A 19,392-nucleotide genomic window follows, 5' to 3' on the forward strand; every position below is an offset into this window, starting at 1 on the left:
GCGCTTTTACTGCTTATTCTATACACTGTTTATATAATATACTGTTTATATATTAAACAGAAAGAGGTGCAACCATGCAGCCGAACGCGATTGAAATCCGTAACTTGCACAAAAGTTTCGGAAGCCATCCTGTACTCAAGGGCCTTGATCTCGACGTGCCAGCCGGTTCGATCTTTGCCCTGCTCGGTCCGAACGGGGCCGGCAAAACGACGCTGATCCACATTCTCGCGACGCTGGTCATCCCGGATCAGGGGACCGCGCGCGTGGCGGGATCGGATACCGTCAGCCAGAAGAACGACGTCAAACGCGCGATCAGTCTGACCGGTCAATTCGCCGCCGTCGACGACATGCTGACCGGCGAGGAGAACCTCGTCATGATCGGCCGCTTATCCGGTCTGAGCTCCGCCGAGGCCAAGGCTCGCGCGGCCGAACTGTCCGAACAGTTCGAGCTGAACGGCGCTTCCCGCAAGCGGGTCAAGACCTACTCGGGCGGCATGCGGCGCCGCCTGGATCTTGCGGCCAGCCTGATCTCGCCGCGGCCGATTCTGTTCCTCGACGAGCCGACGACCGGGCTCGACACATCCAGCCGGCGCGCCTTGTGGGACATCATCCTTCACCTCGCGAAGCAGGGCATTACCGTCTTCCTCACGACGCAATATTTGGAAGAAGCCGATCAGCTCGCGGATTGCGTCGCCGTCCTCGCGGGCGGGCGCATCATCGCGAACGGATCGCCCGCGGAACTGAAGTCGCGCGTCGGCGGCGAGGTGATCGAACTCGTGAACGGAAGCGACGAGGTCGTCCACGCCCTCCCGACCAGCGGCCGGATCGCCGATGTGCAGCGCCAGCTGGCCGAGCTGCTTCCGTCCCTCCCACACGAGACGCGCGTTCGGCTCCGCGCACCGAGCATGGACGACGTCTTCGTCGCATTGACCGCCATGCCGAAGGAGGCCATGTCCGTATGATAACCGTCAAACCGGAGGCGCAAGCGAAGACGCCGTCGCTGCTCGCCACGAATGCCGTCTTCATCGGTCGCAGCATGCGCTTCACGCTGCGCAATTCCGATGCCTTAATTATGGCTATTATGCTGCCCACCATTCTTATGCTTCTATTTACGTACGTATTCGGCGGCGCGATCGACCAGGGCGGAAATTACGTGAATTACGTTGTGCCCGGCATCATCCTGCTGTGCGCCGGCTTCGGCTCTTCGAGCACCGCGGTCGACGTCGCCCACGATATGACTTCCGGCATCATCGACCGCTTCCGGACGATGCCGATCAGCAGCATAAGCGTCGTCGCGGGCCACGTCGTCGCAAGCCTTGTCCGCAACCTGTTCGCGACCGGCATCGTCATCGGCGTCGCCCTGCTCGTCGGGTTCGAGCCAAACGCGAACCTCGCCGATTGGCTGCTGGCGATCGGCATGGTCAGCTTGTTCATTTTCGCCCTTACCTGGGCGTATGCCGCGATCGGCCTCGTGGCCGGCAGTCCGACCGCCGCGAGCGGCTACGGCTTCGCGCTGCTGTTCCTCCCGTACATCTCGAGCGCGTTCGTCCCGACGGACACGATGCCCGCATGGCTGCAAGGCGTGGCGAAGCACCAGCCGATCACGCCCGTCATCGAGACGCTTAGAGGGCTTCTTACCGGAACGCCGATCGGCAATCAGGCTTGGCTGGCCATCGGCTGGTGCGCGCTTATCTTCCTGCTCTCGCTGATCTGGGCGGCTTGGTCGTTTCGACGGAAGGCTAATGCCAGATAACTTGCCCATAATCGTAACTATGACGGGAGGCTGAGAGCTTGGCTAACGCGAAACGCCACCTTTCCAGATCCGCATCCAACAGCCCGATATCGCCGGAGAGGCGCTTGCTGGCGCCCGATCTTGGCCGAGGCTTCATGCTGCTGTTAATCGTGATCGCCCATGTTCCGATGTACATTCACTCCTCCGGCACGGTCGTGATTAGCCGTCCGCTCGGGGAGAATGTTCTGGATGATGTCGTCAATTTTATCGGATTGCTGCTTGTCGATAATCGCTCCTACCCCCTATTTGCCGGATTATTCGGCTACGGATTGGCGTTCATGGTATCCCGCCAGCTTGCCGCAGGGGTGCCGGAGAAGGAGGTCCGCCGCTCGCTGCGCCGCCGCTCGCGGCTGCTGATCGCGTTCGGCTTCGTTCACTTCGTCTTCATCGGAGGCGCCGATATTCTCGGGCTGTACGGCGTGACCGGCCTCCTGTTCGGCAGACTGCTATTCCGGCCGAAGCAAGCCTTGCTGAAGACAATCGGCTGGGTCAGCCTAGCCTACCTCATCATCGTTCCGATCACGTGGGTATGGGTCATGCCGATCTCCGCGGGGGATTCCTTCATCACCTCGCATTCGCCCACCTACGCGCAGATGGTCGCGGATCATGCGATCGCCTTTCCGTTCGTCATTGCGGTCCAAATGACCCTCTTCCCGATGGTGCTGCCCGTTCTCCTCGGCATATGGCTATCCGGGAAGCCCTGGATCGAACGACCGGAAGAATACCGGCGGCAGCTGAAAAAAATCGCGTTCGGCGGCATTGGCATCTCCGCTGCCGGAGCGCTCCCGCTGGCGTTAGCCGGCGCGCGGCTGTGGGATCCGCCGCCAGCCGCGCTCGACTGGAGCGTCGCGCTCAGCCTGCTCAGCGGAATCGCCGGGGGCTTCGGCTATTTAGCTCTGATCGCGCTGCTTAGCCTATCCGCACCCCAGACGGTTCCGAGACTGACGTATGTTCTGGCCGCCATAGGGAAGCGCTCCCTGACGTTTTATCTTTATCAAGAAGCGCTGCTCGTGCTGCTTCTATCGCCCGTCGCGTTCGGCATCGGGGCAGCCATCGGCAGCGCCGAAGCCTTCTTGATCGCCGTCCTGATCTGGTTGTCCGGAGGATGCTTGGCCGCGTGGCTGGAAAGGCATGACCGGTCTGGGCCGGCAGACGCGCTAATGCGAAAGCTGGTATATCGCAAGTAGCCGTTGGCAAGGATACTTGCCATAAGACGCGATAAAAACAAAGGCAGCCGGTCTCCGCGATTGCGGAAACGAGCTGCCTTTGTTCACGATTTGCCAGCCATATAATGTTCGATGCCGTCCAATATCCGCTCCAGCCCGAAATCGAAATCCTCCAATATCTCCTCGGCATTATCGTCCGTGCCCGTATACGCACCGGAGACGAGCAGCGGATGCAAATCCGGAAAGCGCTCCGGCGTCACCAACCTGCTGAGCGTTCCCAGATACGGCGCGCCGCTGAAAGCGGCCGACGTCATCCCTCCCTTTAACGCCCGGTTGAAGTCCCGCTGCAAAATGCCGCATGCCCGCGCGTAGCTGCTCAGCAGCAGGATGACGGACATTTTCTCGGCATCGGTCAACTGAAGCCCGCGCATGATGCGCAGCGCGCTATCGACAACCTGCAAGTTGTTCGGCGTGATCGGCGCGCCTGTAATCGGAATTTCGCTCACCCACGAACGAGCCTGGAAGAGATGAATCATCGCGCCTACATACACGCGCAAGCCCTCTCGCCAGGGCATCCCCTCATAAATCCGTTCCTCAATCCCAAGCTCGCACACCGCGTCCTGCATAAGCAGCAGCAGATCCTCTTTGCTCGGGATATACCGGTAGAGCGACATCGCCGTGAAGCCGAGCGAAGACGCCACCCGGTTCATGGACACGGCGGCCAGCCCTTCCGCATCCGCAATCGCGATCGCGGCATCCACGATCTGCTTGACGTTCATCTCCCGCTTCGGTCCCCGCTGCGGTTCCTTGACAATTCCCCAGCTGAGCGCCACGCCGCGCGGCAGCTCGTTCTGTGTCGTTTCCTCGTCCATTGCGTTCCTCCTGCAGCCATTACCGCCATGCTGCCCACATAATTGCGTATTGTATAAACAGTATTATAGCACACCGGCAGGAACGGATGAAACGCCATTCCCGGCTTGCATGTGCGATCGGCAGCTAGCCGTCCGCGCTCGCATAAAACATCCCGATGACGCGCAGCCCGCCGAGCTGCGATTCCCCCGTCTTCGCGTACCCTCTGGCCTGATACCAAGCTTCATTCGCCGACTGTTCCGTGTCCAGGGCTACGCCGCGCGACCGTGCGCAGAAGGCCGATCGTTCGGCGGCATGAGCCGGCAGCGCGCTCCCGATGCCGGCCCCTTGGGCGCCGGGGGCTACGCCGATCATGAGCAGGTAATGATGCGGAACCGAAGGCGCCAGCTTGCGGGAGTGCCGCATGTAGCGGTTCAGAAGCACGGTGGCGCGAATCGGCAGGCGCAAGGACAAGACGGCGGCTCGCGCGATGGTCTGAGCGACGGTAACCGCAGCGGATAGCCCGACGTGATTCGACGCCTCCATGGCATATGCCCCGACCAGCGCGCCTTCGCGATAGCAGCCCCACAGCTCGGACCGCCGCGCCAAGCCCTGCCTGAACGCGAACGCCGGCAGCAAATGGTCGTTAGCGAGTCTCCCCCGGCTGCCCGACGAACCGAACAACGTCTCGAACAACGGGTCTTCGTCGAATGCCGCCCTCATCAGCGAGATGAAGGCCTCACGGTCGCGGTCGGTCAGTCGTTCAAACGTAAAGACGGGCATCACGGGGCGCCATTCCCCGTCCCCGCGTTCCGCCCCTCATGGTCGACCGCGAAGCTGTACAGCACTTTCAGCATAAACAACAGACTGACGGCCGACATCCATTCGGTTCGATACGGAAGCAGCGCTACAAGAACAACGCCTGCCGCAAGCAGCATGCCGCCGATGAACCGCTGGAACGGCCTGGCCGACAGGGCGTATACGGCGCTCGCCCCCGAGATCGTGAACGCCCAAACCGCTAACGCCGGACCGAGATCCGCGCCTAGCAGCGCCGCAATGACCGGCAAATGCGCGTGCACCGCGATAAACAGCCAGCCTTTGCGCCGGTCGGCGGCATAGAAGTCGTTCGTCGAAGCCGTGAAATTGGCGGCGCAGCCCGCGCCCACGTCGAAGATAAGCAGCAGCGCCAACGCCGTCCGCCATGCCGGCAGATCGACCGTCGAATCCGGGAAGCCCAGCCACAACGCGCAGGCGATTCCCGTTCCGATGGCCACGATCGCGAGGATCGTCCCGACCGACTGCTTCGCTCCGAACACCTCGTGCAGAAAGGATGGCATCGTTCTTTCGTTTCCGAGCAAGTCATTGGCCTCCTTCGATTAATCCGAAAATTAGTTTTGTACTCATAGTCACAACAAACTACAAAACTAATATATCCGCAACCGCTTGTCCCCCGCAATATATTTATACTTGGCCGGTTGTAAATCTCTAAAATTCATCCTAAACTTATAGCGAGGTGAACGCATGAACGGATTCGAACGGCGTACGATGCAGAAGAAGGAACTCATTTTGACCGCTGCCTGGCAGCTATTCTCGTCAAGAGGCTATGCGGGAACGGCCGTGAACGACATCGCGGACGCCGCGCGGGTGTCGCCCGCTACCGTCTATAACTATTTCGAGACGAAGGAACGTCTGCACGCCGCGGCCGTCCTGCGCTGGATGGAGGAGCAGGTGGCCCGGTATGAGCAGTTGTTGAACGCGCCGCTCCGATTTCCCGAGAAAACGAGAGCGCTCATGGAGCTGGAGGCGGACAACCTGCGTCTGCTCGCGGATGCGTCCCGTCATACGCGCGGCGACGGCGAAGAGGCGCTGCGCCAGTCGATCGAGACGTTCGGAGACGGGCAAGCGTCTCGCTTCTTCAGCCGTTATTTGGAACAGGGCAAAGCCGAAGGCTTTATCGATCCTGCGCTGACGGAGGAAGCCGCCAAGCGCTACTACGACATGTTTAACCGCGAGTTGGCCCGATTGCTGGCCGCGTCCGCCGATGCGGAAGAGGCAGGTTCCGCTCTCGACGAATGGCTGAAGCTGTTCTTCTTCGGACTGGCAGGACCAACCGGATCTGCCGGGAACCGGAGCTGAAGGAAGCAGCCGGGCGTCTATCGCCCGCCCTAGGTGTCATTGGCGGCGCAATTGCTTATATTCGGACGCAAAGAAGGCGCTGCCCGAAGCAGCGCCTTCTTTGCCGGTGCGTTATTTCAAGATGCTTAAGTACGCCTTCCACGGACCGACATCCGTGTGGTACCGCTTCGCCAGCACGCGCGCGATCTGCGCCGCGTGGGTCAAATCGTGCACCGTCCATGTCGCGATCAATTCGCGCGCCTTCACCGGGCCGAAAGCCGGATGCGTGCCCGTTCGCTCCAGCAGCTCCTCGGAGGCGATCAGCTGCCGAAGGCGCTCGAGACAGCGATGGCGGAGCTCGGCGAACTCCGCCGGCAAACCGCCAAGCTCCGACGTCTCGCCCTTCCGGCCGTTCAGGTGCGCGAACCGATCGAAGGGAGGGAACGCGCCGGCTTCGCCATCTTGCAAAATCACTTCAAGCCTCGGAAGCCAATTCGTCCGGTCGGCCTCGATCAAATGGAGCAGCACCTCGACCGCGTTCCACGTCTCTTCTCCTTCGTTAGCTTGCAGCCATCCGTCGGACAACCCGGCCAACAGGCTCGACAGCATCGCTGGCGTCCGCTCCAAAATTTCAACCGCTTCGTTTAACTTGAACGACATGGCTCTCCCTCCCGACTGGAACATCATCAATGTCATGTGACCATTATAGCGTCATCAAGGCCTGCCGCGCATCGTGATTCGGCTTGAACGCTCCATGCTATAACTCGCTATTCACGCCTTTTCCGCCGCTTCCAGCTCCGCCAGCAGCCCCTCGAACCAGTCTACCGCGAATCGATGCGCGCCCAATCCGTAATCGAGCGTCTTCGTCTGATAGCGGAACACCTGCTGGTACGGCTCCTCCACCTGCTGCATGGCCAGGCTCGCATCCAAGGCGCGCAGCTCTTGCTCCGCGGCACGCATGGCTTGGATAATCCGTCTTAGCACAGCCTGCTTGCGGTCGTTCCCGTCCAGCAGCCCGAGAAAAAACAGCTTCGACAGCGCGGTCGCTTCCAGCTTGCCCGCCGGCAAATCCGTCTCCATCCACGCATAGAAAGCCGCCCGTCCCAGATTCGTAGGCGAGTACACTTTCTTATTGCGCCCGTTCTCGACCCGTTCCTCGTAACCGATAGCCCCTTCCCGCTCCAGCTTCTTGAGCGCGGCCTGCAGACTGCCGTTGCTGACGCTGTAGAACAGGGCGATCCCTAGCTGGAAGGAACGCTTCAGCTCATATAAAGTATGGCTTTTGAGCAGCAGCAGCCCCAACACGACAAATTCCAACTCCGCCCCTCCTCCGCTTCTTATATCCCTTTTAGGTATATTACGTTTAGTATTCCACATACATGTGTAATATCGAATCCCGCAACCCGAGGAGGATGTCTATGTTTCTCATTGCAGCCGGAATATCCGCGATCGCGTTAGGCGGCGCAGGCGCATATGCTTTGTCACGGGCGGCGCGAACGTCCCGACAGCCGTTAAATCCCGACGAAGCCGCGGCCCATCTCGATGCCTATTTCTCGAAAGCATTCCGAGTCGGCAAACGGCAAACGTCGCTGCAGGTGCTGATCGACAGCCCGGTCCTGTCTTACCGGCATACGGCGGGAAGCCTTACCGCCGCAGGAGGCGCCCCTGTTACGGACAATCAACCGTTCCACGCCGCCAGCATCGGCAAGACGTTCACCGCGACGTTAATCATGATGCTGGCCGAGCGGGGCGACCTTACTTTGGATAGTTGCATCGCGGAATACCTCCCGGCCGAGACGCTAAGCTCGCTGTTCGTCTGGGACGGCAAGGATCACGCTCGTGAAGTCACGATCCGCCAGCTGCTCGGTCATAGGTCGGGCGTCGCGGATTATTTCGAAGGTCCCGTTCGGGAGCAGCCTTCTTTCCAAACCCGCGTCATCGAAAATCCGGACGAATTATGGACGCCCGAGAAGCTGTTGGATTTCTCGCGTCATAACCAGCGTGCCGTCGCGGCACCAGGCGCCCGCTTCCATTATTCCGACACCGGATATATTCTGCTCGGCCTTCTGCTAGAACGCGTGACGAGCGTTAGCTTAGGGACGTTGCTTCGCCGCGAGATTCTCGCGCCGCTGGGCATGAACGATACGTACCTCCTGTTCGATCGGGACGCTCCTATCCCGCCCGATGAGCCGCCGCTGCAGGATATATGGCTCGATGGCGTCGAGATCAGCCGGTTCCGCAGCCTCAGCTGCGACTGGGCAGGCGGCGGCCTCGCGACGACGCCCGAAGACCTGATCCGCTTTCAGAAGGGGTTGAGCGGCGGGGCGCTCATCCGCGCGGAATCGCTGAGCGAGATGGAACGCTGCGCCCACAAGTTCAGAAATGGCATTCATTACGGACTCGGCATGATGGAGATCCGGTTCGAGGGATTCTTCCCCCTGCTGCGGGGAATGCCCAGATTGAAAGGCCACATCGGCGTCCTCGCGACGCACATGTTCCGAGATCCGGCGACGGACACCTACGTCGTCATGAATTTCGGCTCGACGGATGCGATGGTGCCGAGCTTCCGGGCGCTATTCCACATCATGCAGACACTCCAACGAATACGACTCGGCCAGACGTGAACCAACGCCGGATTACGGGGTCGAAGGCGCGACGCGGTCACCCGCCAGCACTTCCTTGCCGTCCTTGGCCGCGACGCCGCCGAGCGGCATTCTGGGTCCCTCGACATCTCGGAAATAGAGCGGCAATCCTTCGGTCACGTACATGCTCGTCGTCGTTGGATCCTGCCGCTGGTGATGCAGATGAAGATGGGGCACCCCCCATACATTCGAGATCCATTCCGTCTCGCCATCGACCTGCCCCAGCTTCTCCCGCAGTCTCGAAATATGAACCATTACGGCATTATGGCTGCCCGGTCCATTCTCGTCCCATACGCGCTCATAAATCTCGTCCGCGGGAAAGACGCGGTTGGGATGCCGCGCGAGTAATAGCAGAATCTCGAATTCCGTCTTCGCGAGCCGGATCGGCTGTCCGTGCAGCGAGGCGCTTCGGCTTGCATGATCAATTATCAGTCCTCCGGGCATTATCATCCCCGAGACCACTGCCTTCGGCGGTTCGTTCGTATAAGACGCTCTGCGAAGATGCGCCTTCACGCGGGCGACCAGCTCCACCGGACTGAACGGTTTGGTTATATAATCATCGGCCCCGACGTCCATCCCGTGGACTTTGTCCCAGTCCGCCGACTTCGCGCTGACGAGCATGATCGGCACCTTCGAAAAATCGCGAATCCGCCGGCACAATTCGTATCCGTCGGCTCCCGGCATCATAATGTCGAGCAGTACGAGACCCCACGGGATGGTCGGTTAGCTGGCGCAGCGCGTCTTCGGCGTCATTGGCCGTGATCGCGACGAGGCCGGCCTGATGCAGGTAGATGCCGATCATGCGGCGAATGTCCGCGTCGTCGTCCACCACCAGTACTGTCCGATTATCGATCGTCAACTGCCATCCCTCCCTGCTTGAACGTCTGCCGTTCGAACGCGTTCGCCTCTGCCACTGTCCCAGATCAGACTGACCACGGTACCGTGTCCCGGCTCGGACCGCGCTTCGATCCGTCCCCCCATCGCCTGCACGAGCTCCTTGGCGACCGCCATGCCGAGTCCGCTGCCTTCGGAGCCGCTCTCCGTATTGAGTCCGCGATAGTAACGGTCGAATAGCCGCTCGACGGTCTGCTCGTCCATCCCTCGGCCGTTGTCCGCAAAATCGATGCGCCAGCTCCCCTCTCCCTCGCCTTGCGTCATCGCGATGCGCAGGATGGTATCCGGCGGATTATGCAGGAACGCGTTCGCGACGAGATTATCGACGATCCGCTCGAACCAAGGCTCGTGCAGCTCCGCCGGCACGGGCGACGAAGGCAGAGAAAGCAGCACCCTGCCGCCGTCGTACCCGGGCTGCCCGGAAGCGCGAACGACCGCCTTCTCCAGCAAGTCGCGAGCATCCTGCTCCTCGAAGACGACGGGCATGTCCCCGCTGCGCAGTCTGTACGTCAGCGACAAATCGTTGATGAGCTTATCCATATACTCCGATTTCTCCAGAATTACCGACGCGAATTTGCGGATCTCGTCTTCCGTCCAGCTGTATCTGTCCGCGGCCAACATGTGGGCGTAGCCTTGGATCGAAGCGAGCGGCGTCTTCATGTCGTGCGTCACCCCGGCGATCCATTCTTCGCGGGTGCGCTGGGTGCGCTCCGCCGCGTCCTTGCCCGCGCGAAGCGCGCGGGTCAGCGATTCGAGCGACTCGAACACTTCGCCGAAAATCCGGTTGCGGCGCTTGCCTGCCGCTCCCTTCTTGCGCAGCGCGAACCACCGTCGCTTCGGCTGATGCTGCGGGAACAATTCCGCGTATTCTCCGCCCCCGAGTCGCCGGATCGCGCCGAGAATGTGGATAAGCGGAGTACCGAATCGGTTGGCGTACCAAACGGAGAGCACGATGAAGAGCAGCAGCGCGCCGAGCAGAAACACGACCAAGCCCGCGATCATCACTTGCGCCTCGGGCATCATGCCCGGTATCGGCATCGCATGCCGCTGCGCCTCGCTCATCGGATATTGATACACCCACGTATAGCCCGTCCGCTTGTCGTAGCGCGTATCCATCAGCGTGCCGACGCCGTCGTTATTGATGGTCTGAAGCGCCAGATCCTGCAGCGTGTAAGATGTAGGCGCGCCTTCCGGCCGCCCCCATGCCCCTAGCTCGCGCCCTTCGCGATCAAGCACCTGTACCCAGCCGTCGCGTTGCCCGAGCATCGCGAGCGTCGCCTCCGAGAAGGACAAGCTGCCGCCATCCAGCCTGCCGTCATCGATCAAGCGTCCGAGCAGATCCTCGGTCGGCGACCGCGCGCCGTAGAGCAGCGTATAGGTTACGCCGTCTTTCTCCTGAATCCATAACCCGAGTCGGTACGGGTACGGTTCGTTGCCGATCCAATAATCCATGAGCCTGCCGGGCAAATACCGATCGGGAAGATCGTCCGGCGCGTTGAACGACTGAATCACGTTGCCGTAATCATCCAAACTTTGCAGCCAGCCCCCGTCCTCGCGCAGTCGTTCCAGCAGCACGGGATCCGCGATCAGGCCGCCTGCGTCCGTCCGCGACTCCGCGATGAGCCTGGAAATACCGGTAGGCGCAAAGTTCCGCCGAATCTCAATCTCTTCGAACCGCGCCAATATCCAAATTATGACGACGACCGCCAGCACGACGAGCAGCGCGCCCGCTCCCGCCAGCTGCACGCCGAATCGAACCGCCAGCCTTCTACGGACCATATCAGCGCGCTCCTTTGGGCCGGATCAGCTTGTAGCCGATGCCGCGCACGTTGACCAGATACTCCGGCTTCGACGGGTTGCGTTCGATTCGCTCGCGAATACGGTGAATGTGGACCATGACCGTGTTATCGTCGGCGAACGCCTCCTCGCCCCATACGCGCAGGTAGAGCTCGCTTTTGCTAAACACGCGGTTCGGGTGCTTGCACAGGAATAAGAGGAGCTGGAACACGAGCGCCGGGCAGTGCGACGGCTGTCCGTCCACCGTTAACGTCGCCTGCGCCTCGTCGATCTGGAACCGGCCGAAGTCGTAACGACCGAGCGGCGTCTCCTCCTCCTGATGCGCTGGCTGCGTCAGCGCTTTCGGCTGCAAATAACGGCGCAGTTGCGCCTGTATTCTGGCCACGACTTCAAGCGGATTGAACGGCTTCGTAATATAATCGTCGCCGCCGACGGCGAACCCCGACAACTTATCGAAATCCGAGGAACGCGCGGTCAGGAAGAAGATCGGCGCGTCCGTCGTGCTGCGGATGAACGGGCATATATCCAGTCCGCTCCGTCCCGGCATCATGACGTCAAGCAGCACCAAGTCATAGCGCGTTCGCTCGCACGCGGCCAACGCCGCTTCCCCGTCGTGCGCCAGATCGATATGCGAGAAGCCTTCCTTTCGAAGCACGGTGGCCATCATGTCCGCGATCGCGCGTTCGTCGTCCACGACGAGAATCTTCGCTTCTTTCATTGTCATCACCCGATAGTAAGAGATTAGGTAAGAGATATTAGTATTGTATCGTACATCCAGCGAATGACAATCTTACCGTTACCTTAATTCTCGCGTCTACCCGGCTGCAAAAGTTAAGATTGCGTTCATCCCCCGTTGGAGGGGACGTAAGTTTGAGGCGATATACTAGATTCAAAGTTGCATAAGAAGGAGGACGCGCCATGATCAAAGCGAAACGACTCGTTCCGGAGAAATACAGGATGATTGATACAGGTGAAACTAATAAATTCCTGTATTTCGGGAAATCGAGGAACATGCTAGCGTACGCCGGCAAATTCGCGGTACCGCTGCTCGCGGCCGGATTGCTGCTGGCTGGATGTACGGGAGAGAACGGACCCGCGAAGGAGGAGAATACGGTGAGCGAACAGCAGCAAACGACGGAGCCAGCGGTCAACGGCACGCAGGAAGTCGACGGAGCCGGCAATACGGAGGAATCGAAAGAAACCTTGCGGAGAATCGGCGGCAAAGACGTCGCGGACAGCTTGCTGGTCGGCGAATATGAACGGATGTATGCCCAGTTCAGCGACGATCTGAAGAAGGCCGTGACGCTCGATCAGTTTCGTTCCATGGGCAAGTCGTTCACCGCGAACATGACGTCCTTCGAGCTGACGAGCGATATGCGGCTGAACGGATATGAGCATTTCGTTTGGGCGAACCCGGAGGGAACGAAAGGACTGAGCGCGACGCTCGACGACAAGTCCATGATCGCCGGCATTCAAATTCTGGAGCTTCCGGCATTCCCCGCGACCGACGCCGCCTACTCGAAGACGAAGTTTCAGCCGCCGTTCGAAGGAGATTGGCTCGTGTTCTGGGGCGGACATAACACGTTCCTGAACTATCATTACGAGCACGAGCAAGTCCGTTACGCCTACGATCTGATCGTCGAGCGGGACGGCTTCAGCTATCAAGGCGACCCGACCAAGAACGAGAGCTATTTCGCGTTCGGTCAGAACGTCCTGGCGCCGGCGGACGGCGTCGTGGTTGCGGTCGTCGACGGCATCCCCGATAATGAACCTGTAGGCCAAATGAACGAAGCACAGCCGGCGGGCAATATGATTATCATCCGTCACGAGAATGGCGAATTCAGCATGATCGCCCATTTCAAGAACGGCTCCATCGTCGTTCAAGAAGGGGATCGGTTACGCGCCGGACAAGTGATCGGACAGTGCGGGAACTCCGGTAATTCCTCCGAGGCGCATATTCATTTTCAAGTGTCGCCGCCATCGGAAGTGGAGGACATTGCGACAACCATTCCCGTCTCCTTCCAGAGCGGCGCGAAACCCGTGCGCGGAAATACCCTAACCGGCGTGAAGCCATCCCCATAACGAGGTGCCACCATGAAACCCATTTCGAAGTCGAAAATTCAAACGAGCGTCGGCACAATGGAATACGCCTTATCCGGCGAGGGTTCGCCTGCCGTTATTCTGATTAATGGCGGCAGCGGGCCGATCGAAGGCTGGATGCGGACGTTTCACGAGATGGCCGGCCATACCCGCACGCTGGCGTACAACCGGCTCGGCGTCGGCGGCAGCGCCAAGCCCGACCGTCCGCAAGATGGCCGAACCATCGTGGCGACGCTTCGCGAGCTGCTGCAGAAACTCGGCATCTCGCCGCCCTACGTGCTCGTCGGCCATTCGCTCGGCGGACTGTACGCCAATCTATTCGCGCGCCTGCACCCGGATGAGATTGCGGGCGTCGTGCTGCTCGAAGCGAGCCATCCGGAAGATCTCATCATTAATCAGACGCAAGGCGCGGTCGTGAAGGGGCTGAACCGGATGCTCGGCATGTTCGACCGCTTCTTCCCCGACCGTCAATGGTCGGAGACCCACTTCGTGGAGGAGACGGCGAAGCAGATCGCCGCTGCCGGCCCCTTCCCCGACGTGCCGCTCATCGTGCTCTCCGGCGGCAAACGGCCGCCGATGATGCCGGAGGACGCGTTCGCGATCCGCCAACGCAACCAACTGGATTACGCGCGGATGAATGGCCGAGGCGAGCAGCGCATTGCGTTCGGCAGCGGGCACTTCCCCCAGATGACGGAACCGGAGACGGTCCGGCAGGCCGTCGCCGACTGCGTCGCGGCCGCGCGGGAGCTGAGCCGAACCCCGCAATAAAGTTACAACCGTGGATGCCATTTTCATTGCTAGACGCAAAAAGGCTGCCGGTAAGCCGGCAACCTCTTTTACGCTGATTACGTCTTAATCCATGGGATGCATCTTCGGCACCGGTTTGCCGGTCAAGCTGTGCTCGAACATATCGATAATAAACAGGAAATGCTCCGCTTCCCGGAATACGTGGTCGGCCAATAAAGGATGAATGATGCTCTTGATCCTGCACGCTTCGATTAACTCGCGAGCCGTTTTCTTGAAGTCCCGGAGCGATTTGACCGATACTCTGTTCTGATCTAAAAACTGATCCAGCAAAGGCAGCGTCTGCGATTGCGGACGCATGGACTCCAAGTCTCTTGCTTGGAATAAGAGTTGGTCGAATTCTTGACTGAAGTTGTTGGCCTGCTCGATTAGCTTGCGTTCCGACGGATCAAGCAGGTGGCTGATGAATTTCGCATGATCCGCCATGATTCTTAAGAAGAAGACGTTCTCGTCAATGATGGCATCCGGCAACGGTTCTAACCTGCCCGTATTCAGTTCCGCCAGCCGGTTTCTAAAGTAATTGGCCTCCCTGCTCACGTGATCGACTAATAAGGGAAAATTGTTCGCTCCCGGGAGCTTGCACGTGAGGATCAAACCGAGCACCTTTCTTTTGAAGACCCAGATATGAGATACCGCTTGATGGACTTCTTCGTTGAATCTTTTAATCACGGCAGGATCGACATCGAATGTATAAGCGTGCGATTTGTTTTCAATGTTTTCGAATATCGCGTAAAATCCATTGGCCTCCTGAATCAATTGCGTGTCTTCACTGCGAAATCCGAGCTTTAGAAATAACGAATGCTCTTTCATGATGCGTGACCAAAACCGTACTTCTTCCAATGAACGTACGACGAACCCGTTCGTCATCTAGTCGCATCCCTCCTTCGCTTCTCCCCCCATTCGTATGGCTGCACGCTTGATCAATATACCTTTCTTGGCGTATTCATCACGCGCAGCCGGCTATGACTGCCGAATGTTCACGACCGCCTGCATCGGCAGCAGCAAAGCGCGAAGTTCCTCCAGATGCTCGATCATCGCCAGCGGCCGGGGAGCTTGGACCGAGATCGGCTTTTTCTTGGGGTTGAACCAGATCGCCTGCATCCCTTCTTTCATCGGGCCGTTGACGTCATTCTCCCACGAGTCTCCGATGACGAGCACCTCTGTTGGCGATAAAGACGCCTGCTCCAGCACATGCCGGTAGATCGCTTGGCTTGGCTTCTCATGCCCGATGTCGCCGGAGATATAAACATACGGTTGCGGGAATGCTTCGCGAAGACCGATCGCTTCCAACTTATCGCGCTGCCACCCCTGGCTGCCGTTCGTAATAATCCCTAAGTTGTAATGTTCGCCAAGCTCGGCGATCAATTGGTTCACCTTCGCATCCGGCTTCATGTTGCGCTTGCCGATCGATTGATACAGCCTTTCAAAGGCGAGAGCTGCATCGATTTCCGATGCATTGCCCAACTGCTCCATCGTCATCAGATATCGCTGCAGCCGATAATCGTCGATCGTCATCTGTTGACGGTCCAGCAGCTCGACGAGCTTGCGGTCCACGCGGTCGAAAATGCGAAAACACGCATCGGCATCGTATTGACAGGTGAGCGGATATTGCGCGAAGGTTTCCTTCACGCTGATCTCCCAATAATCATCGAAATGCACGAGCGTATCGTCAAGATCGAACAGAATAAGACGAATGGATTTCATCTGGCATGCCTCCATTCCATTGGTAATCGGCCATCTGTCACTCATCAGCATATGATTATATTACCATATAAAACCAGTATTTGATGATGAAGGCTGCCTGCTAGAGCCTATTCGGTAACTGGAAGCGTACAAAGCAAAAGTCCGCCGCAGCCTCTAGGCCGCAGCGGACTCTTCTTATTGGGCAAAACTATGATTGCCGATTGTGGCCACGACGTCCATGCTGGAAAAGTACGACCCTTTGGCTCGGGCGGGATTGAAGAAATAGACCGCATCCCCGACGATGCTCTTCCCGTTCAACGCGTCCTTGGCGGCGCGATATGCGCTTGCGTGCGGTTTGCTCTTGTCGAGCAGGCCGTTATGCGCCGGCGGGAACTGCTTGCCCGCGTAGATCACGCCTTTAATCGTATCCGGGAATGCCGGATTATTCACCCGGTTCATAATGACATTCGCCACGGCCAATTGACCTTCGTAGCTCTCATACCCGGCCTCGACCATCGTAATCTTGGCCAGCAGCGTCAGGTCCGCCTCCGTATAAGGAGCGGCCGGCTTATCGAGGAACGACGGCATGACGACCTTCAACTTCGTGCCGTTCTTGGCCGCGGCCTGGGAAACCAACCCGTTGCGCTTGACCAACTGAGCTGCGCTGATGCCCGTTTCCTTGCTAATCTCGTTCAAACCGTAACCGTCGGCCACGACCTTCTGCGCTTCGACGTTGATTTCGATCGCGTCGCCATCCGCGCTGCTCTGGAAGCTGGCATGGAGCAGCTCCGCCAGTTCGCGAAGCGGCGCATACAACCTTCCGTCCCGCGTGAATGGAAGCGCATCCATACGAAAACGCGAATCGTTGAAATATACGACCGGAACTCCATTGCCGATCACGACCTCATCGTTCACTGCCGTATGTATCGTTAACTCTTCATTATCATTATCCCAGCTTGCTTCCGCTCCGGCCAATGCGGCGATTCTAGCCGCCGGCAGGTACATTCTGCCGTCTTGCACCAGGACGGGATCGGATAGCTTCGCCGTCTTGCCGTTCACCTTGATCGTTGCTAGATGCTCGGCTGCCGCTTCCGCGGTGGATACGACGCTCATCGGACCGAAACTTAGCAGAAGTAACCCCAGAACCATGACGCTCATCAGCCAAACCGTTGATTTGCCTTCTCTGATCATGTGTACCTCCCACGTTCTTCATGATGTAATAACTCCCGGGCGTGCTTCTCTCGGAAATTATAGCATAGCCCACCTGCGCCGTAGGATTAACAAATTCTCAGAATTAACGGTTTCTTGACATTGATTTATGAAAAACTCCTCATTTTTCACCCTCCCCCAAAGGACACTTCCCCAACCCCTCCGCCGAGGGGCTCCAAGGGCTCCGCCCTCTGGACTCCCGTTTTCGTGCTGGCACGATGGGTTGTGGAATGCGGTTGCTTTCGAGTTGGGCACGCTTTTGTCCTTGCGGACAAAGCTTGCGTAACGATTGACAGCCATTGAAATGATATTCCCCCTGTACACGCGAAACTTCCCCCTTCAACGACCCGCAAGCGGGTGGGAAAATCGAGATAGGCCGCATTCGGGGCGACATTCCTACGCTAGCCGAGCTTGATCCCCCCTATTTGCGCCGGAGAGGAGGCTTGTCCCGAATTGAAAGCGCTTCATAATCGAGTCTGATTCCGGTAAGGAGGTCTTTGTTATGAACCCATTTCGCTTCAAGCGTACGATCGGCATCCTCTCTCTATCCGCTTCATTATTGGCCGCTAGCTTACCCGCCGCCATACTCGCCCCGTCTACCGTGCCGACGGCGTGGGCCTCTCCGGCCGGCGGCTACAAAATCGTCGGCTACTGGCACAACTTCGACAACGGTTCGGGCTTCGTCCGTCTGCGCGACGTCTCGCCGGACTTCGACGTCGTCAACGTCTCGTTCGCCGAGCCCTCCGGCGCTGCGGGCAACATCGCCTTTACGCCTTTCGATTATACGGAGGCCGATTTCAAAGCGGACGTCGCCTATTTGAAGAGCAAGGGCAAGAAGGTGATCATCTCCATCGGCGGCGCCAACGGCCAAGTGCAGCTGACGACGACCGCCGCGCGCGACGCGTTCGTCAATTCCGTGAAGAGCATCATCGAGAAGTACGGCTTCGATGGGTTGGACGTCGATTTCGAAGGCCATTCGCTCTATCTCAACAAAGGAGACGCCGACTTCCGCAATCCGACGACGCCGGTCATCGTGAATCTGATCGACGCGCTGAAGAACATCAACGGTTATTTCGGGACGGACAAATTCACGCTGACGATGGCGCCCGAGACATTCTTCGTCCAGCTCGGCTACCAGTTCTACGGCGGCAGCTGCATCAGCTGCGACGCGCGGGCCGGCGCCTACCTGCCTGTCATCCATGCCACGAGGGACATTCTGGATTGGCTGCAGGTGCAGAACTACAATTCCGGTCCGATTACCGGCCTCGACGACCAATACCACACGATGGGCAGCGCCGACTTCCACGTCGCGATGGCCGATATGGTGCTGACCGGCTTCCCGGTCGCGAAGAACGCGAACCACTTCTTCCCGCCGCTTCGGCAGGAGCAGGTGCTGCTCGGACTGCCGGCCAACAACAACGCGGGAGGCGGCTTCACCCCGGTCGCCGAGGTGCAGAAGGCGCTCGACGCGCTCATTAAAGGCAAACAATTGACCAGTTACAAGACGCGCGGAAGCGCAACCGGTTATCCGAATTTGGGCGGCCTGATGACGTGGTCGATCAACTGGGATAAGTATAACAATTTCGAGTTCTCGTCGAAACACCGTGCCTATCTGAACGCGATCGTCCCGCCGACGCCGGATACGCAAGCCCCGAGCGCGCCTGCCGGCCTTCTGTCGTCGGCGAAGTCGTCCACGACCGTCTCGCTCGCATGGAACGCGTCAACCGACAACGTTGGCGTGACCGGTTACACGGTGAAGTACGGCTCGGTCTCGAAAGAAGTAACCGGCACGTCGGCGCAGATCACGAGTCTTGCGCCGGATACCAACTACACGTTCACGGTCGCGGCGAAGGACGCCGCCGGCAACGTCTCTCCGTCCAGCGGTCCCGTGACGGTCCGCACCGCAATCGCCTCGACGGATCAGACCGCGCCGTCGATGCCGAGTAATTTGACCGTGACGGGCAAAACGTCGACCACCGTATCGCTCGGCTGGAGCGCGTCGTCCGACAACGTCGGCGTGGCCGGTTATGCCGTCGCGTACGGCGGCGTCACGACGAACGTCTCCGGAACGACCGCGACGCTGAGCGGCCTGAATCCGGGCACGGCGTACATATTCTCCGTTACGGCGCTCGATGCGGCCGGCAACCGTTCGGCGGCGGCCGTCGTCAGCGCGACGACCGATACCGCCGGGGCGCGTCCGTGGGCGTTAGCCGTCAGCTATAAAGCGGGCGACGAGGTCACGTACGGCGGCAAAACGTATACCTGCAGGCAGCCGCATACGTCGCTGCAAGGCTGGGAACCGCCGAACGTGCCTGCGCTATGGCTGCTCAAGGCCTAGACG

General features: G+C 59.2%; 20 protein-coding genes. 8 read left to right on the forward strand and 12 right to left on the reverse strand.

Annotated elements, in window-relative coordinates:
* Positions 1-74: 74 nt before the first annotated feature.
* The 3 genes from BCM02_RS17840 to BCM02_RS17850 are packed head-to-tail and all read left to right on the forward strand — an operon-like array spanning position 75 to position 2,979.
* Positions 75-962 (forward strand): ATP-binding cassette domain-containing protein, encoded by an 888-nt coding sequence (locus BCM02_RS17840; protein WP_148930465.1) that lies wholly within the window; start codon positions 75-77, stop codon positions 960-962.
* Positions 959-1,753, forward strand: coding sequence for an ABC transporter permease (locus BCM02_RS17845; RefSeq protein ID WP_148930466.1), 795 nt, complete (start codon positions 959-961; stop codon positions 1,751-1,753). The genes BCM02_RS17840 and BCM02_RS17845 overlap by 4 nt, the downstream gene beginning before the upstream one ends.
* A gap of 38 nt (positions 1,754-1,791) precedes the next feature.
* Positions 1,792-2,979: a DUF418 domain-containing protein gene (locus BCM02_RS17850; RefSeq protein WP_148930467.1), complete on the forward strand. Its 1,188-nt coding sequence runs from the start codon at positions 1,792-1,794 to the stop codon at positions 2,977-2,979.
* Positions 2,980-3,062: 83 nt separating this feature from the next.
* Here BCM02_RS17850 and BCM02_RS17855 read toward each other — a convergent pair whose 3' ends face one another.
* The 3 genes from BCM02_RS17855 to BCM02_RS17865 form a co-directional block, all read right to left on the reverse strand.
* Positions 3,063-3,830: a TetR/AcrR family transcriptional regulator gene (locus BCM02_RS17855; protein WP_148930468.1), complete on the reverse strand. Its 768-nt coding sequence runs from the start codon at positions 3,828-3,830 to the stop codon at positions 3,063-3,065.
* Between the two features lie 124 nt (positions 3,831-3,954).
* Positions 3,955-4,590 (reverse strand): GNAT family N-acetyltransferase, encoded by a 636-nt coding sequence (locus BCM02_RS17860; protein WP_246183442.1) that lies wholly within the window; start codon positions 4,588-4,590, stop codon positions 3,955-3,957.
* Positions 4,590-5,165: a hypothetical protein gene (locus BCM02_RS17865; protein WP_246183432.1), complete on the reverse strand. Its 576-nt coding sequence runs from the start codon at positions 5,163-5,165 to the stop codon at positions 4,590-4,592. Before BCM02_RS17865 ends, BCM02_RS17860 begins: the two co-directional genes overlap by 1 nt.
* Before the next feature lie 163 nt (positions 5,166-5,328).
* Here BCM02_RS17865 and BCM02_RS17870 point away from each other — a divergent pair, with 163 nt between their 5' ends.
* Positions 5,329-5,943 carry a TetR/AcrR family transcriptional regulator gene (locus BCM02_RS17870; RefSeq protein WP_148930470.1) on the forward strand — a complete coding sequence of 205 codons (615 nt, stop codon included), beginning with the start codon at positions 5,329-5,331 and terminating at the stop codon, positions 5,941-5,943.
* Between the two features lie 111 nt (positions 5,944-6,054).
* Here the strand turns inward: BCM02_RS17870 and BCM02_RS17875 are convergent, their stop codons facing one another.
* Both BCM02_RS17875 and BCM02_RS17880 read right to left on the reverse strand, forming a co-directional pair.
* The gene (locus BCM02_RS17875; RefSeq protein ID WP_148930471.1) at positions 6,055-6,582 is read right to left on the reverse strand and encodes a DinB family protein; all 528 of its coding nucleotides are present in this window, start codon (positions 6,580-6,582) and stop codon (positions 6,055-6,057) included.
* 111 nt (positions 6,583-6,693) lie between these two features.
* Positions 6,694-7,239 carry a PadR family transcriptional regulator gene (locus BCM02_RS17880; protein ID WP_148930472.1) on the reverse strand — a complete coding sequence of 182 codons (546 nt, stop codon included), beginning with the start codon at positions 7,237-7,239 and terminating at the stop codon, positions 6,694-6,696.
* Between the two features lie 101 nt (positions 7,240-7,340).
* Here BCM02_RS17880 and BCM02_RS17885 point away from each other — a divergent pair, with 101 nt between their 5' ends.
* Positions 7,341-8,546, forward strand: coding sequence for a serine hydrolase domain-containing protein (locus tag BCM02_RS17885; RefSeq protein WP_187434278.1), 1,206 nt, complete (start codon positions 7,341-7,343; stop codon positions 8,544-8,546).
* Positions 8,547-8,558: 12 nt separating this feature from the next.
* On the opposite strand, the gene BCM02_RS17890 is transcribed toward BCM02_RS17885, so the two are convergent.
* From BCM02_RS17890 to BCM02_RS17900, 4 genes are read right to left on the reverse strand one after another with little or no spacing between them, the layout of a single operon-like run.
* The gene (locus BCM02_RS17890) at positions 8,559-9,224 is read right to left on the reverse strand and encodes a response regulator transcription factor (RefSeq protein WP_246183433.1); all 666 of its coding nucleotides are present in this window, start codon (positions 9,222-9,224) and stop codon (positions 8,559-8,561) included.
* Entirely contained in the window at positions 9,121-9,423 is a 303-nt protein-coding gene (locus BCM02_RS36005; protein ID WP_246183445.1) for a response regulator, read from the reverse strand. Before BCM02_RS36005 ends, BCM02_RS17890 begins: the two co-directional genes overlap by 104 nt.
* A complete protein-coding gene (locus BCM02_RS17895; RefSeq protein WP_148930474.1) occupies positions 9,420-11,237 on the reverse strand; it encodes a sensor histidine kinase in 1,818 nt (605 codons plus the stop codon). The genes BCM02_RS36005 and BCM02_RS17895 overlap by 4 nt, the downstream gene beginning before the upstream one ends.
* Position 11,238: 1 nt before the next feature.
* Complete coding sequence (locus BCM02_RS17900) at positions 11,239-11,973, reverse strand: response regulator transcription factor (RefSeq protein ID WP_148930475.1); 735 nt, start codon at positions 11,971-11,973, stop codon at positions 11,239-11,241.
* 200 nt (positions 11,974-12,173) lie between these two features.
* On the opposite strand from BCM02_RS17900, the gene BCM02_RS17905 reads away from it, so the two are divergent.
* Both BCM02_RS17905 and BCM02_RS17910 read left to right on the forward strand, forming a co-directional pair.
* Positions 12,174-13,337 carry a M23 family metallopeptidase gene (locus BCM02_RS17905; RefSeq protein ID WP_148930476.1) on the forward strand — a complete coding sequence of 388 codons (1,164 nt, stop codon included), beginning with the start codon at positions 12,174-12,176 and terminating at the stop codon, positions 13,335-13,337.
* 12 nt (positions 13,338-13,349) lie between these two features.
* Complete coding sequence (locus BCM02_RS17910; protein ID WP_148930477.1) at positions 13,350-14,123, forward strand: alpha/beta fold hydrolase; 774 nt, start codon at positions 13,350-13,352, stop codon at positions 14,121-14,123.
* An 84-nt stretch (positions 14,124-14,207) separates the two neighbouring features.
* On the opposite strand, the gene BCM02_RS17915 is transcribed toward BCM02_RS17910, so the two are convergent.
* The 3 genes from BCM02_RS17915 to BCM02_RS17925 form a co-directional block, all read right to left on the reverse strand.
* Positions 14,208-15,026, reverse strand: a complete 819-nt coding sequence (locus BCM02_RS17915; RefSeq protein ID WP_148930478.1) for a DUF2935 domain-containing protein — start codon at positions 15,024-15,026, stop codon at positions 14,208-14,210.
* Positions 15,027-15,119: 93 nt separating this feature from the next.
* Positions 15,120-15,863, reverse strand: coding sequence for an HAD family hydrolase (locus BCM02_RS17920; protein ID WP_187434279.1), 744 nt, complete (start codon positions 15,861-15,863; stop codon positions 15,120-15,122).
* A gap of 174 nt (positions 15,864-16,037) precedes the next feature.
* Entirely contained in the window at positions 16,038-17,033 is a 996-nt protein-coding gene (locus tag BCM02_RS17925; RefSeq protein WP_148930480.1) for a cell wall hydrolase, read from the reverse strand.
* Positions 17,034-17,610: 577 nt separating this feature from the next.
* Here BCM02_RS17925 and BCM02_RS17930 point away from each other — a divergent pair.
* Positions 17,611-19,389, forward strand: coding sequence for a fibronectin type III domain-containing protein (locus tag BCM02_RS17930; RefSeq protein WP_425466186.1), 1,779 nt, complete (start codon positions 17,611-17,613; stop codon positions 19,387-19,389).
* Positions 19,390-19,392: the final 3 nt, after the last annotated feature.

The organism is Paenibacillus methanolicus (assembly GCF_008124765.1).
Taxonomy (GTDB): domain Bacteria; phylum Bacillota; class Bacilli; order Paenibacillales; family Paenibacillaceae; genus Paenibacillus_Z; species Paenibacillus_Z methanolicus.